The organism is Romboutsia lituseburensis, from assembly GCF_024723825.1.
In the GTDB taxonomy this organism is placed as follows: Bacteria; Bacillota; Clostridia; order Peptostreptococcales; family Peptostreptococcaceae; genus Romboutsia_F; species Romboutsia_F lituseburensis_A.
Genome location: NZ_JANQBQ010000001.1, coordinates 470,905 through 486,241, shown reverse-complemented (window position 1 = coordinate 486,241; position 15,337 = coordinate 470,905). Strand labels below are relative to the sequence as shown.

Here is a 15,337-nt window from a genome sequence, read left to right as displayed (position 1 = left end):
CTAATATTTTTTGTACAAATTTTAAACTATTACAAATCCGCCATTAGGGCTTATAACTTGCCCAGTTATAAAACTTGCATTATCACTAGCTAAAAATAGCGCACAATTAGCAATATCTTCTGGTGTTCCTAATCTCATTAAAGGAGTTTCTTCTTTTAAGCCCTCTAGAACTTCTTCACTAACATTTTTTAACATATCAGTTTGAATTGCTCCTGGAGCGATACAATTAACTTGAATATTAGATGGACCTAGTTCCTTTGCTAGAGCTTTAGACATTCCTATTATAGCAGCTTTAGAAGTAGAGTAATGAACTTCTAAAGATCCTCCAACCATTCCCCATATAGAAGATATATTAATTATCTTTCCAGCGTGCTCACTAATCATATATTTAAGAGAAGCTTGTGTTGTATAAAACACACTATTTAAATTAGTGTTTATCATCTCATTCCATTCTTCATATGTTATATCTGTAAATAATCTAGCTGTAGCTATTCCAGCATTATTTATAAGAACATCTATTTTACCGAATGTACCTATGCAATGTTTTACCATTAAATTCACTTCAAAAGGGTTAGATACATCAGCCTTGTAAATATCTGCACTATATCCATTATCTTTTAATTCTTTAAGAAGAGAATATGCCTCTTTTTCTGATTTATTATAGTTTATCAAAACATTATAATTATTTTGTGCAAATAATCTAGCAGTGGCTCTACCAATCCCCCTAGAAGCACCTGTTATTAGTACTGTTTTATTACTCATATATGTTAAATTCCTTTCATATGTATTAATCGAATACAATCATTATATTGCAAATTTCCATATTTTTAAAGAGTCAAAAAATAAAAAAACAAAAACTCTTATTAGTAGAGCTTTTGTTTTTTCTAATATTTTTTATGCACAAATTATTATATTACTTTCAATATTTAAATCTTTAGTAATATCTTCTACTAACTCAAACACCGTATTTTCAATGAAGTATATATCTTTATTTGATATTTCATATGTAAAATTATGATTTAATATAGAAATCCCATTTATAACTAGTTCAAGAGAATCACTATTTTTTATAAGTTCAATGTTCAAATTTTTATACTGATTATTTTTTAAGTAATCAGTTAGATACTTGAATATTAAGTCAAGCTCAACTTGTTTTTTTGCTTCCTTTAAATTAAATTTACACTTTGTGCAATATTCATATGCAAAATTAGTAGAAGAAGTAATTAAATCAAAGTTTGTGCTGTTACACTTAGGGCATACGAATTTTTCTTTTTCTGAAATACCTTTCATTACACTAGATCCCCCAAAATTATATTTACGTTATACAAAATTTCCCCTTTGTATATTGCAAGATTATTATAACACTTCAAAGTATTGTTTTTTACATGTAAATTATAGTAAAATGTGAGATACTATTATTGTAATTAATTCACTATATAATTAATTATAAATTTGAAAGGAGAAGGAGTAATATGGCAATATTTCTTATAGGTCTTTCTACTATTATCTTTTTATTACTTACATTTATAATAGTATTTTTATTAAATTATAAAGAAGGCAAATTTGTAAAGAGAAACTCAATGTTTATAATTATAGTTTTTGTTATATTGATAGGTTTATTTATAAATACAACAGCGATACCTTCTAATTACATAAAAGAAAGACTTATTTGTATAACATTGATAGTTCTAACTTTATTAAGTCTATTCTTATATAAAAATAAGTTTAATGTAAGTAGGATCTTGCTATCCTTTATAGCTCTTATATCTATGCTTATATATGTTTAAGTTTTAAAAATATGTTATAATTACCGTATAAATATTTTGAGGTGAATGGGTGAATGTATGACTACTAAAGATATTGTGTTAGTTGGCTTATTAGCTGCACTGCTTAAAGCATCACAAGCAATTCTAAGCTTCTTGCCTAATATAGAAATTGTTAGTCTTTTAATACTAGTGTTTGCTATAAAATTAGGAGCTAAAAAGACTATCTATGTAACTACTGTATTTTCTGTATTAAATATGCTGATCTGGGGAATTAACCCAGCATCTATTGGATATTTCGGAGTCTGGGGAGCTTTTGCTATAGCTTGTAGTTTACTAAAAGGATTTATAACAAATGAATTTAGAGCGGCTTTAATCTTAGGTTTATTTGGTATATGTTTTGGATTTTTATTTGTTATTGTTTATTTACCAATTGATAAAACATATGCCATAACATATTGGCTAAATGGAATTTCGTTTGATATAATACATCATATGCCATAACATATTGGCTAAATGGAATTTCGTTTGATATAATACATCATATGCCATAACATATTGGCTAAATGGAATTTCGTTTGATATAATACATGCTATATCGAATTTCATTATAGGCCTATGGGTATTTAAACCTGCTATAAATGGATTTGATAGAGCATATAAAGCTATTTATATGAATAGTAATTCTAAAAAGAATTATATAAATAATTAAGTAAAAAAGAAGTGTTTTAAATGAACACTTCTTTTTTTACTTAATTATTTTATTAAAGATTGAATTTCTTTATCAGTTAACTTTCTCCATTTTCCAGGAGCTATTCCTTTAACTGTTAAATTCATTATTCTTATTCTTTGAAGTTTTGTAACATTGTATCCAAATACTTCACACATTCTACGAATTTGTCTATTTAGACCTTGAGATAATATGATTTTAAATGTCTTATTATTTACCTTAGTTACTTTACATTTATTAGTTATAACATATTTATTATTTACAGGATTAAAAATACGTACACCATTTTGCATATCAGTTATAAACTTATCAGTTATATTTCTATCAACAGTAACTACATATTCTTTTTCATGGTTATTTTCTGATCTTAGTATTTTGTTAACTATAGTTCCATCACTAGTTAATATTATTAATCCTTCTGATGGTTTATCTAATCTACCAACTGGAAATATACGTTCTGGGTAATTTATATAATCAATTATATTATCTTTTATATGTCTTTCAGTTGTACAGGTAATTCCAACAGGTTTATTTAATGCTATGTAAACATGTTGTTTTTTAGGTGTTATTTTTCTTCCATTTACCTTTACAACATCGTTAGGTTCAACAGCTTGTCCAATTTGAGCTATCTTACCATTTATTAAAACTTTTCTTTGCTGAATTAACTTATCAGCCTCTCTCCTAGAGCACATTCCTGTAGAGCTAATATAGTTATTTAATCTCATGTTTATCTCCTTACTTATTTTACTCTTAATATATTTTAAATAATACATTTAAGTATATTATAGTTATATATCTTAATCAAGGTTTTATGTAGTATAATAAATCATTATACAATATAAAAAGTATTAAAAGTAGCTTATTAAAGCTGTTTTTAATACTTTTTATATTAATTATTATGTAGTTATGATATATAGTATTTGTTTACAATAGCAGAATGATTTTTCATTTTTAATTTTAATTTAAAATCTACTATAAGTATTGCAATAATACTAGATATTATAGATATGCATGCAGAAAATAATATAGACATCTTAGCGATGTTAACTAAAGTTAAATTATGTATGAATGCAATTTCTGATACAAATATAGACATTGTAAATCCTATACCTGCAATCAGTGATACTAAAAATACAGCCGTCCAACTTATATTCGATGGTTTTTCAGTTATTTTTAAAGAGCATCCTATAAAGCTAAAGAGCATAATGCCTAGAGGTTTTCCTATACACAAACCTAATACTATACCATATACTAAGGAATTTGCAGATGATATATCAATATTATAAATAAATGAAATTCCTGTGTTTGCAAAAGCAAATAGCGGAATAATAATCAAACTATTTATAGGAACTAGAATTCTTTGTAACTTCTCAAGGGTACTTTTACCTGAGTTATTGTCAGATGGTATCGCAATAGCAAGTAAAACACCACTTATAGTACAGTGTACTCCGCTTAAATACACAAAGTACCACATACATAAGCCAGCTATTAAATAATAAAAAATACTTTTAATATTTAATACTTTATTAGAAATTATAAGAGTAATTAGTATAATAAAAGCAATTATTAAAAATTTTAAATTTATGTCTATAGAATAAACAATACCAATAGCAAGTATAGACATTAAATCATCAACAACAGCGAGTGATAATAAAAATATTTTTAATGAAGGATTTAGCTTTTTTGAAAATATAAGAAAAATACCAACTGCAAATGCTATGTCTGTTGATATGGGAATACAAAATCCACTAATAAAAGGTGTATTCTTATTAAAAGCTATAAATATTATAGCGGGAACGATAACACCACCTAATGATGCTATAACAGGGAAAGAAGCTTTTTTAAACGAGGATAAGTTTCCATGAAGTATTTCATGTTTTATCTCAAGTCCTGCAACTAAAAAAAATATTGCCATTAAAAAATCATTTATAAACATATGTAATGAAAAGTTTTTAGTAATATAAATTTCTTCAAAAATATACTCATAAGTACTTTTTGAAGGACTATTGTACATAAATAAAGCACATATAGTAGATAAAATTAAAAAAATACTGGTCAGAACTTCTAACTTTACAGGTTTTTTATAGTTTCTTAATAATCTCAATTTATCACCAACTAACTAAAATTTTTAAACAAGCATTTAGTTAAATTTATGAAATGCTTTATACAAATATGATAATAAAATAAAAATCAAAGCTCTTATATTAAATAAGAGCTTTGATTTTTATTTTAACGGCCGCAGTTACAGTTACAATTACAACTACCCCCATTATTATTAGAATTGCTATCATTACAATTATTATTTATTTGGCTATAGCAATCTTGAGCTTTTTGTAAAAGATGACAAGATTGGTTCATTAGTTCTTCTGCTTTAACAGCTGCATTATTAGCTTGTTGTTTTAATTGGTTAAATTCACACCAAGCTGCTTTAGCTTCTTCCTCTAATTGCTTAGCTCTACATTCTGCTTGAGCTGCTAATATAGTAAATTTTTCTATTTTTTTATTGCAACAAAGAGCTTGATCGTAAAGCTCTCTTGATTTTTCAGCAAGATTTTCACATTTTTCATAGTTTATAGATGGTTTTACACAGCTACAGTTGACTTTTTTTTCTTTCTGACATCCACATTTATTATTACAACTAGATTTACAATTTCTTCTCATTAAAAATCACTCCTGAAATATTTTTATTTGAAGTTACCCTCCATATATACTATGATTTAGACGACAAGATGTTATCAAAATAAGCAAATTTTTACATTTAATAAATAAATATTGTTAAATGTAAACAATACTATGAATATAAATCTATATGTGTACAATAATACATAAAGAGGTGGTAAATTATGTATTATAATGAAATTCTTTTAAAAAATTTTGAAAAATACTGGAATCCTAAACAGATCTATATAGAAAAGGAAAAATATAATAGTAGTTGTGAAATAATAGATGATTTAGAATATGTAAAATTATATACAGGAATGTTTGATAATGAAAAAAACTTTAGCAATATTTTTGGTAATATAATTATAGGAAAGTCATGTAAAAAAAATATAAAAGGATATAACAGTTTAAGAGAGTGTTGCGGTCTTTTAGTGTCTAGAGAAGATGTAGATGATCTTAAATCATTTATAGATAAAGTAAATCCAATTCAATGGGAATTATTTGGAAGAACATTTAATTCTAGATATATTTATGTTTTTGATGAAGAAAAACAGAACCATAAGAGCATTGAATGGAACGGATTATCGAACTTTTAACTTTGTATAGAAATATATAATTCGATTAAATGCCAAAAATATCGAGGTTTATATTTTTAACTACCATGAAAATATACGTACATTCACGAATTTTGTATAATTAAGCCGTAGAATTACAATTTTATTATATAGTTATTTTTTTAGTAACCTTTTTAATACTAAAATCATAATATTTATTAACACTATTAAATACCCTCTACAATAACTTCTGAGACAAAAGTTATCTAGAAATATATAGATAAAACCAATAATTCCATTTTAAGTGTAGGCTGGTATAATAGTTTTAAAGTAGCTTGAAATTTCAGGCTACTTTTTTATTTTTTGTATTATAGTTAGTGCACGTACATATAAATTAACTATAGAAAATAAATAACCTTTATAAGGTTAGGGGAGGAGAGTAATTTGGAAAGCTTTTTTATAAACATAATAACAATAGTATTTTTAATTATTACAATTACATATTCAATATTAAATATAATCGCAAATAAAAAATTATACAATTATATTAATGACGATTTGAGGAAGCTAGATGATGATTATAAGAGGAGTCTTATATATAACAATATAAGAACTAAATACAATTTATACTTAATTGAAAATTCTTATGCTGAAATAAACATAACTACATTTATTGAAGAAATCTGCACAGGTTTTAGATTTAAAAATAGACCTATATTAGAAAAAATTAAATCTATTAAAAATTCATCATCAACTTGTATATTGTTAGGTGTGCTAGGAACATTTGTAGGATTGTCTTTAATGTTACTTACTATAAATACTAATGATATAATAAATTCATTGCCAGCAACTATTAGTTCTATGCAAACAGCTTTTATTACTAGTATTTGTGGTATTATATGCTCTATAATTATAAATATTTTATTAAACTATAATGACTGTGAGCAAGCATTAGTTCAATTAATGTTAAAATGTGAAAATTTACTTACATCTGAAATAACTCATGAAAAGTCGCAAACAATAGATTCTAAAATTGAAGATGTAAAAAATACAATAAAACAAATTAGCAAGTCTATTGAATCTATCGAAAAATTTGATCAAATAGCTAAGGATTTACATGAATTCAATGATGAGTTTATGGATGGAATAGAAGCTCTTAAAAACTTACTATTAGGTTCGCAAGACTCTATAAAAACTTTTGATCAAAGTGTTCGAAAATTAGATAAGCAAATGAATATAATGAACATAAAATTTAATAAGCTATTTGATAAGTATGATAATCAAGAAGACATAAATAAAGAAATTTTAATAGATATAAAACAGACATCTAAAAATATATTTGAGTCTACTGAAAATCAATTTAAAATAAAAGAATACATAAGAAATCTATCATCTACATTTGCATTGTATGAAAGGACTGCTCAAGATTTATTACAAAAGTTAGTTAATCATGAAAAACAAATAACAGATACTCAATCAAATTTAAATAATGAACAAATAAACTTAGATGAGACTGTAAAACACTTAGCTTCTGTTATAGCAATCTCTACTCAAGATATAGAGCAAAAGCTAAATATGATATTTGATTATATAGATATTTATAAAGAAGCTGTTACAATGGCATCTATGCAAGATGATAACCATAAAAGATCTGAAGATGAAATTTACGATATAGATGATTACGGCATTGATTCTATCAAAAAAAATTCATATCAACCAAATGAATTAGTTAGAAGTAGAAAAAGAACAAATCCTTATTTAAGAAAGAGAGTAGAATCCAAACAAAATAATAGACTAGAAAACAAGTCATCAAATTATTTACTTGGAGATGATAAACATGATAAATAAGTACAGACGAACTATTAACCGAGAATTTGAGAAAAGTAGTTTTTGGCCTACTTTTACAGATATGATTTCAACTGTATTAATGGTTGTAATGCTCATGTTATTTAGCGTTGAGTCTATTACCGGTTCTGTAGAAAAAGATCTTGCTAAAGAAGTAGATACTTCTGTTAAAGAAACTCTAAAAGAAAGTGGCTTACCTGTTACCGTAGATGAAACTACAGGCTTAGTGACTTTCGGTGAGAAAACTATGTTTGATGTAGATAGCTCTGAGTTAAAACCAGAAGCTAAAGAAATGCTTAAAATATTCATTCCTAAGTACGTAGAAGCTATTTATAAAGATTACGGTGAAAATATATCTAAAATAGTAGTCAAAGGTCATACAGACGATGTAGGAAGCTATTTATATAATTTGGACCTTTCTCAAAAAAGAGCATTTAGTGTAGCTCAGTTTATTGTTGGAGATGAAATAGGAGACTATAAATATAAAGAAAGGGTTTTAAAAGATATTGAAGCAATTGGAAGATCTGAAGCTGAATTAATTAAGAATAAAGATGGAAGTATAGATAGAGATTCTTCACGAAGAGTTGAAATAAAGTATGAAATAAGTTTGGATAAGTAATAAAAAAGAGTAGCTCTTAATAATTCAATAAGGGTTACTCTTTTAATTTATCGTATAATTATTGAACATCATTAATATCAATTAGCCATCTTGAATGATTATTTTTACGAACTACAAAAAACCAAGATTCATACATCCCATTTTTGTAATGGATAGGTGAACGATCATTATATGAAATTTCATAATTAACTTTATAAACTTTTAAATTTTGTGGATTAATTAATTCATTGTTCTTAAGATAAGCATTTAAGATGCTTTCGTTGGTTTCTTCTTTTATATATATTAATGAAGTTTTATCTAAATACTTTAATTGTTTTTCTATAGAGGATAAACTATCATTTGTAACAAGTAGATTAGATAGTTTATCTACATTTTTATCATTTTTAAATAAAAAATACTCACGAACTACTTGTTCAGCATCTTCAATAGGTCCAAATCCCTCAGATTTTACTGTCACACAGAATGTAAATATTAGCATAGGTACAAGTATTAAAAATGCTATTAACTGATTATTTCGTGCATTGTTCCTAATAAAAACACCCCCAAAATATTATATAGATTATAATACATTACTTTGAATTAATTTTAATAGAATGGTTAAATATACTAATAAACGATAGTAGATTTGAATTTTATGTCTAGAAAATATCTCCTTATTTATAGTATACTACTATAGACATAAAAAATGAATTAAAGGGTTAAAAATTTATTAAGATTTTAATTTACATATGTCTTATACATAAAAGTTGAGGAGGAATTATAATGAGTACACCAACACCACATAATAATGCAAAATTAGGAGATATCGCAGAAACGGTATTACTTCCAGGAGATCCCCTAAGAGCTAAATTCATAGCTGAAACTTATCTAGAGGATGTAGTCCAATATAATACTGTAAGAGGTATGTTTGGATATACAGGTTATTATAAAGGTAAAAAAATATCTGTTCAAGGAAGTGGAATGGGAATACCTTCTATCGGAATTTATTCTTATGAATTAATACATTTTTATGGAGTTAAGAATTTAGTTAGAATAGGATCAGCAGGTGCTATAAATGAAAACTTAAAACCACATGATGTTGTTATAGGAATGGGAGCTTGCACAGATTCAAGATATGCTGCTCAATACGATTTACCAGGAACTTATGCTCCTATTGCTAGTTATGAATTAATGCAAAAAGCTATTAAAAAAGCAAAAGAGCAGGGAACTCATGTAACTGTAGGTAATATACTTTCAAATGATGTGTTTTACTCTGATGCAGGCTTAGATAATTTAGCTAAATGGAAAAAAATGGGTGTTCTTTGTGTAGAAATGGAAGCAGCTGGACTTTATATGAATGCAGCTAGAGCTGGCGTAAATGCTCTTGCTATACTTACAATATCAGATTGTCCTTTTACTGGAGAAGAATGTTCTGCTCATGATAGACAAGTAGCATTTACTAAAATGATGGAAATCGCATTAGAGTTAGCATAGTAAAAAATAGGGGAGATACGTATGTTAAAAATATTAGGTGTATTATTTATTGTACTAGGTCTTATCTTAAATACATACTCTATATATGCTTTTAAAAACGCTAAAAATCTAAATAAAACTAAAAAAGAAGAGTTAGATAAATTAAAGAAAAATGGAACTACTTTTATATTTGCAGGTGTATCTGCTTTAGTTTTAGGTTTGATTTTATAGCTTACAAATAAAAAAGAGTAATTAGCAAAACATATTAAATTTGCTAATTACTCTTTTTTATTATAATACTCTAAATACGCCTGTTACAATTCCTATAATTTCAACATCTTTTGATGTAAGAACTATCGGTTCCATAAAATCATTTTCTGGTTTTAAAGTTATAACATCTCCATCTTTTTCAAATCTTTTAACAGTAGCGTATTCTTTATGTATAAGTGCAGCTACTATTTCAGAGTTAGAAGCTGAATGCTTTTTATCTACTATAACATAGTCACCATTTAATATACCTGCATTTACCATACTATCACCTTTAACTTTTAAAACAAAGTTATTTGTTCCTTTTACTAAGTTCGCTGGTAGAGAAATGTATTCTTCGATATTTTGTTTAGCTAAAATAGGAGCACCTGCTGTTATTTGACCAACTAATGGAAGTTGTAAAATTTCAGGTATATGTCCATAATCTGGTTGATACTTATTTTGATCTAAAACCTCTATAGCTCTAGGTTTAGTTGGATCTCTTCTTATGTATCCAAGTTTTTCTAATTTATTTAAATGAGAATGTACTGTAGATGTAGACTTTAAGCCTACAGCTAAGCAAGTCTCTCTTACTGATGGCGGATATCCTTTTAACGCGATTTGTTCTTTTATAAACTCCAGGATCAATATTTGCTTACTACTTAAGTCGAAATACATAAAACCTCTCCTTTCTTATTTCTGTCATTTTATATTTATATTGTAGCACAATGATTCTATTTCTACAAACATTCGTTCCTAAAATCAGGAAATTTATTTTTATTATCAATTAAAATTTACAAATTCTGTTCATTCTATTCCTATTTTTACAATACATACTATTTATCTTTTGATAAATTAATTATATCTTCATCTAGTAAATCGACACTATCTAAATCACTTTCATCATCAATCCACTCAAAGTTATTTACAATATCACGTTTAACATGCTTTTTATGAGCAGCGTATAATTGAGTAGTGGTTACATTATCGTGATCTAATAAGTTTTGAACGTCATAAATTGAAAAACCATTTTGAATCAGAGAGGTTGCCGCAGTTGCTCTTAATTTATGAGGACTATATCCATTATCTCTAGATGTATCCATTGAGATAGATGTATATTTTTTTACCAACTGTCTAATGGCTTTTGCTGTTAATCTTTTATTTTGTAATGATAAAAATAGAGCATCCTTATACTCATCATTTAATAGTTCACTTTGAGGTCTTTCATTATAAATATAGTCCTTAACAACTAACTCACAAGTATGGTTTATAGGCATTAAAACTTCTTTACCTCTTTTTCGATAAATTTTAAATTCACCTCTAGAAAAATTAAAAGAAGAGATATTCAATTCTCGAAGCTCATTTAATCTAAGACCATATGTAACAAATAGCGCTAAAATGGCCTTATCTCTAAGTTTAGTCTTTTTCCAATAAACTTTTTCTTTTTCTGTAAGGCCATCACCATTTTCAACGGAATCTAACATCTTAGCAACTTCATCTATTTCAAGTCGCTTTATAGCGTCTGGTTGAGGCTTAGGAAGCTTTATTGGATTAAAACCATCAGTAATATTATTATCTAGTTGTTCGTTCCTATACATGAATTTAAATAGAGTAGAGATAGATGATTTTTTTCTAGCTAAAGCTCTATTGTTATTTTCAAAAATCAACGTATTCTTACTAGTTTGTTTATAGTATCTTGTACAATAATCCCCTAAAAATAAATTAACGTCTCTAGCTTTTATTTTATTAAACTCATTTAAACTAATATCCTTGATATCTTTTGCACTTGTTAGTTCTTGCATCTCAACTAAATAAGAACAAAAAAATTGAATATCTACTAAATATGCTAAACGAGTAGACACGGCAACTGATCCTTTTAAATAAATAAAATAATCCTTCATAAATTTAGGAAGGCTATTTTCGATTGATATACATCTTTCTATTACGTTATTATCTCGAATTACAATATTGTCTGGTTTGTCTGACTTATTATGTATTTTTAAAGCTTTAGAATTACTCACAAAAGGTTACCTCCAAATTTTATCTTTTATAAATATAAAATAACATAAGATTTTTTTGTTTTCAACTATTCCTTAAAAATAAGAAGATATATAGATTTTAGTGTAAAAATCTATATAAAGAAGCTTAATAAAGATTAGTGTAAATAGAGTCTAAGATAATATTTAAATATTTATATATTAAACCAATGTATAAAATGATAAAAATTGAATCTAAGTAAATTAATCATAATAATGAGTATTAGGAAAATAAGTAAACTAAGAACGGATATTTAGAATATGTTAATATTAATTACAGATAACATAGTTAATCATATTAAATTAAATATCAAAACAAAAATTTTTTATAGTGTTGATATTTAAAATTTTATTTTAAAATAAGAATTAACAAAAAGAGGAGTAAATCTGCATGCAGATTTATTAATTTTAGAAATGAGTAATTATAAGTAAAAATTTAGAAATTAAATAATAGTTATTTTTATTTAAATAACTATTCCCTAAATATACATTTAAAGACTAGTTATTTATTATCAAAATTTCAATATATTGTATGTTTTTATAACTACTCTTGATATTTATATAATCTGCATGCAAATTTGTTTTGTATTATTTTTTGTAATCTGCATGCAGATTTATGATTTTAACATTATAATTATCTTGCTAAGTTAATTTAAAGTATCTGTTTAAGTTATTAAGTTAATAAAAATAAATCAACTTATAATAATATTATATTTAAAATTTTATTTGCCTTATACTTAAAATTTAATCTTTAATTAATGATTTTCGCTTAAATCTTCTAAATTCACTTCAAATCTATTATTTTCATCAACTGATTTTACATATGCAGTTCCTATATTATTATCAACTGTAACTATAGTTACTGGCTTATTTTGGTAATAAACTACTGTATTATCATTTTCTTTAGAATTTACTATTTCTGCAGCTCTTCTTAATTGCATAATATAATGATCCTCCTTATTTAATATATATAATATTTAAAATCTATATTAAATTAACCTTTTATTTTAAAAATTATTCTACTTAAAATTAAAACAAAATTTGTAAAAATAAAAAGCTATTTATAAGAAAATTTCTTACAAATAGCTTTTTTTATTATGATTTTATAATTTATGTTTTATCTAGGTTCTACTATTAATTTTATTGCTGTTTTTTGATCTCCATCAATGTAAATATCTGTAAACGCAGGAATACAAACTAAATCCATTCCGCTAGGTGCTACAAATCCCCTAGCTATAGCTACAGATTTAATAGCTTGATTAAGAGCTCCTGCGCCAATAGCTTGTATTTCAGCACTTCCCTTTTCTCTTAGTACTCCAGCTAAAGCTCCTGCTACAGAATTTGGATTAGATTTTGATGAAACTTTTAAAACTTCCATTTCAACAACCTCCCTTGTTTGAACCATATCATATATAGACTAATTCTTTAAAAAAAGTACCAACTCAATATATATATTTAAATTATATTTCTATATATACCAAAAAAAACCTTTATTTTTTTTACAAACATCTTCCAATTTCTCTGAATTTGTTGTATCTTTGAGAAATTATTTCAGCTTCACTAAGAGTTTCATAGTAACTAAGTCTGTCTACAATAAAGTTTTTAATTTTTTTAGAGATCAAATCAACATCTTCTTGTGCTCCATTAAAAGGTTCTTTTATTATTTTATCAATAATTTTAAGGTTTTTTAAATCATGACTTGTTAATTTCATGACTTCACTAGCTTCTTTAGATTTTGATGGATCTTTAAAAAGTATACTAGATAGCCCTTCTGGAGAAATTACAGAATAAACTGAGTGTTCTAGCATACAAATTTCATTGCCTACTCCAATTCCAAGTGCTCCTCCACTTCCCCCTTCTCCTATAACAAAGCAGAGAATAGGTACAGAAAGTTTGCTCATTTCTAGTAAATTTTTAGCAATTGCTTCACCTTGACCACGCTGTTCTGCTTCTAAACCACAAAAAGCACCAGGTGTATCTATAAAAGTTATTATAGGTCTTTTAAACTTCTCTGCTTGTTTCATAAGTCTAAGTGCTTTTCTATAACCTTCTGGATGAGGCATCCCAAAATTTCTTTTTATATTTTCATGTACATCATTTCCTTTTTGGTGTCCTATGATTGTAACGTTAAAATTATCAATTTTTCCGATACCCCCTATTATCGAAGGATCGTCTTTATAGAGTCTATCTCCATGAAGTTCTATGAAAGTAGAACAAATTCTTTGTATATAATCATTTGTTGTTGGTCTTTTTATATCTCTACTTATGCACACCTTTTCATATGGCGTTTTTGTGCATGCTTTATTTTGAAGCTCTTTAAGTTTTTGTTCTAAATGATTGATTTTATCACTTAAGTCGATATCATTTGATGTTGAGATTAATTTTAGCTTCTTTATATCATCTTCAAGATTTTGTATTTGATTTTTTATATCGTTAATAAGCATAAGCAATTAACTTCCTCCTATATACAAAATCAACGAATAAATCTTTATCATTTATTCGTTGATTTAATTTATTTAATTATGGGTATCTTAATGAAGAGATAATATATTAAATATCATTTCTTTCATGTTTTTTCTATTTACAATAATATCTATAAATCCGTGCTCTAATAAGAACTCTGCTGTTTGAAAGCCTTTTGGTAATTTTTGATTAATAGTCTGTTCAATTACCCTTGGACCTGCAAAACCTATTAAAGTATTAGGTTCTGATAAAATAATGTCTCCAAGCATAGCAAAACTTGCTGTAACACCACCTGTAGTTGGATCTGTAAGTATAGTTATATATGGTAAATTCTTATCCTCTAACTTACTTAAGGCTTGAGATGTTTTGGCCATTTGCATTAAAGAAATCATTCCCTCTTGCATCCTAGCCCCACCTGAAGCAGTACAAATTATTATAGGTAAGTTATTATCAGCAGCATATTCAATTGAATATGTTATTTTATCTCCTACTATACTTCCCATGCTTCCCATCATAAAGTCTGGGTTCATTACGCACAAAACAGTTCTTATATTATTTATTGTTCCTAATCCACAGATTATGCCTTCTTCTTCATTAGTTTTTTCTTTATATGAATTTATCTTCTCTATATAATCAGGGAATTTTAAAGGGTCTTGTATTGATAAATCAAATTCAAACTCTTTAAAGCTATCTTTATCTATTAATAAATCTACTCTATCCCTTGCTTTTAATTTATAATGTGTATTACACTTAGGACATACATTTAAATTCTCTTCTATATCTTTTTTAAATACATGATCTTTACAACCCTTGCAATAAATCCAAAATCTATCATCTACACTGTTTTCTTTAAATTTGTTATTTAAAGTTACTGTTACGTATTTGTTATCTTTAGTAATTTTTTTTATAGACGATTCGTTGGAAGATAAAAATTTTTTTATCATAACTATCTACTCCTTTAATGCTAC

Annotated in this window: 19 protein-coding genes; 7 read left to right on the top strand and 12 right to left on the bottom strand. The window is 26.1% G+C overall.

All coding sequences use genetic code 11. The annotated features are described in order from the left end of the window. Positions 1–21: 21 nt before the first annotated feature. Positions 22–762 (bottom strand): elongation factor P 5-aminopentanone reductase, encoded by a 741-nt coding sequence (gene ymfI / locus NWE74_RS02430; RefSeq protein ID WP_258241647.1) that lies wholly within the window; start codon positions 760–762, stop codon positions 22–24. Between the two features lie 132 nt (positions 763–894). Further along, positions 895–1,290 (bottom strand): hypothetical protein, encoded by a 396-nt coding sequence (locus NWE74_RS02425; RefSeq protein WP_258241646.1) that lies wholly within the window; start codon positions 1,288–1,290, stop codon positions 895–897. 182 nt (positions 1,291–1,472) lie between these two features. Between NWE74_RS02425 and NWE74_RS02420 the strand changes: the two genes are divergently transcribed. Both NWE74_RS02420 and NWE74_RS02415 read left to right on the top strand, forming a co-directional pair. Next, positions 1,473–1,787, top strand: a complete 315-nt coding sequence (locus NWE74_RS02420) for a hypothetical protein (protein WP_258241645.1) — start codon at positions 1,473–1,475, stop codon at positions 1,785–1,787. Positions 1,788–1,844: 57 nt separating this feature from the next. Further along, positions 1,845–2,267 (top strand): hypothetical protein, encoded by a 423-nt coding sequence (locus NWE74_RS02415; RefSeq protein ID WP_258241644.1) that lies wholly within the window; start codon positions 1,845–1,847, stop codon positions 2,265–2,267. 252 nt (positions 2,268–2,519) lie between these two features. Here NWE74_RS02415 and rluF read toward each other — a convergent pair whose 3' ends face one another. From rluF to NWE74_RS02400, 3 genes are all read right to left on the bottom strand, one after another. Further along, positions 2,520–3,218 (bottom strand): 23S rRNA pseudouridine(2604) synthase RluF, encoded by a 699-nt coding sequence (gene rluF / locus NWE74_RS02410; protein WP_258241643.1) that lies wholly within the window; start codon positions 3,216–3,218, stop codon positions 2,520–2,522. Between the two features lie 179 nt (positions 3,219–3,397). Beyond that, complete coding sequence (nhaA, locus tag NWE74_RS02405; protein ID WP_258241641.1) at positions 3,398–4,597, bottom strand: Na+/H+ antiporter NhaA; 1,200 nt, start codon at positions 4,595–4,597, stop codon at positions 3,398–3,400. Positions 4,598–4,722: 125 nt separating this feature from the next. Beyond that, the gene (locus NWE74_RS02400) at positions 4,723–5,154 is read right to left on the bottom strand and encodes a hypothetical protein (protein ID WP_258241640.1); all 432 of its coding nucleotides are present in this window, start codon (positions 5,152–5,154) and stop codon (positions 4,723–4,725) included. A 182-nt stretch (positions 5,155–5,336) separates the two neighbouring features. Between NWE74_RS02400 and NWE74_RS02395 the strand changes: the two genes are divergently transcribed. From NWE74_RS02395 to NWE74_RS02385, 3 genes are all read left to right on the top strand, one after another. Then, positions 5,337–5,750: a hypothetical protein gene (locus NWE74_RS02395; protein ID WP_258241639.1), complete on the top strand. Its 414-nt coding sequence runs from the start codon at positions 5,337–5,339 to the stop codon at positions 5,748–5,750. Between the two features lie 402 nt (positions 5,751–6,152). After that, positions 6,153–7,556, top strand: coding sequence for a MotA/TolQ/ExbB proton channel family protein (locus NWE74_RS02390; protein ID WP_258241638.1), 1,404 nt, complete (start codon positions 6,153–6,155; stop codon positions 7,554–7,556). Further along, positions 7,546–8,172 (top strand): OmpA family protein, encoded by a 627-nt coding sequence (locus NWE74_RS02385; protein ID WP_258241637.1) that lies wholly within the window; start codon positions 7,546–7,548, stop codon positions 8,170–8,172. Before NWE74_RS02390 ends, NWE74_RS02385 begins: the two co-directional genes overlap by 11 nt. Positions 8,173–8,230: 58 nt before the next feature. Here the strand turns inward: NWE74_RS02385 and NWE74_RS02380 are convergent, their stop codons facing one another. Then, positions 8,231–8,650 (bottom strand): DUF4829 domain-containing protein, encoded by a 420-nt coding sequence (locus tag NWE74_RS02380; RefSeq protein ID WP_258241636.1) that lies wholly within the window; start codon positions 8,648–8,650, stop codon positions 8,231–8,233. Positions 8,651–8,934: 284 nt separating this feature from the next. On the opposite strand from NWE74_RS02380, the gene deoD reads away from it, so the two are divergent. Beyond that, complete coding sequence (deoD, locus tag NWE74_RS02375) at positions 8,935–9,645, top strand: purine-nucleoside phosphorylase (RefSeq protein ID WP_258241635.1); 711 nt, start codon at positions 8,935–8,937, stop codon at positions 9,643–9,645. A 21-nt stretch (positions 9,646–9,666) separates the two neighbouring features. Beyond that, positions 9,667–9,855, top strand: coding sequence for a hypothetical protein (locus NWE74_RS02370; protein WP_258241634.1), 189 nt, complete (start codon positions 9,667–9,669; stop codon positions 9,853–9,855). A 60-nt stretch (positions 9,856–9,915) separates the two neighbouring features. On the opposite strand, the gene lexA is transcribed toward NWE74_RS02370, so the two are convergent. The 6 genes from lexA to accD all read right to left on the bottom strand — a co-directional run bounded on the left by lexA (position 9,916) and on the right by accD (position 15,313). Further along, on the bottom strand, positions 9,916–10,548 hold the full coding sequence (gene lexA, locus NWE74_RS02365) for a transcriptional repressor LexA (protein ID WP_258241633.1): 633 nt from the start codon (positions 10,546–10,548) through the stop codon (positions 9,916–9,918). A 158-nt stretch (positions 10,549–10,706) separates the two neighbouring features. Beyond that, on the bottom strand, positions 10,707–11,891 hold the full coding sequence (locus NWE74_RS02360; protein ID WP_258241632.1) for a tyrosine-type recombinase/integrase: 1,185 nt from the start codon (positions 11,889–11,891) through the stop codon (positions 10,707–10,709). Positions 11,892–12,661: 770 nt separating this feature from the next. Further along, positions 12,662–12,847, bottom strand: coding sequence for an H-type small acid-soluble spore protein (locus NWE74_RS02355; RefSeq protein WP_258241631.1), 186 nt, complete (start codon positions 12,845–12,847; stop codon positions 12,662–12,664). Between the two features lie 176 nt (positions 12,848–13,023). Beyond that, positions 13,024–13,284 (bottom strand): stage V sporulation protein S, encoded by a 261-nt coding sequence (locus NWE74_RS02350; protein WP_092725114.1) that lies wholly within the window; start codon positions 13,282–13,284, stop codon positions 13,024–13,026. Between the two features lie 121 nt (positions 13,285–13,405). Next, positions 13,406–14,350, bottom strand: coding sequence for an acetyl-CoA carboxylase carboxyltransferase subunit alpha (locus NWE74_RS02345; RefSeq protein ID WP_258244407.1), 945 nt, complete (start codon positions 14,348–14,350; stop codon positions 13,406–13,408). A gap of 87 nt (positions 14,351–14,437) precedes the next feature. Beyond that, complete coding sequence (accD, locus tag NWE74_RS02340; RefSeq protein ID WP_258241630.1) at positions 14,438–15,313, bottom strand: acetyl-CoA carboxylase, carboxyltransferase subunit beta; 876 nt, start codon at positions 15,311–15,313, stop codon at positions 14,438–14,440. Between the last annotated feature and the right edge of the window lie 24 nt (positions 15,314–15,337).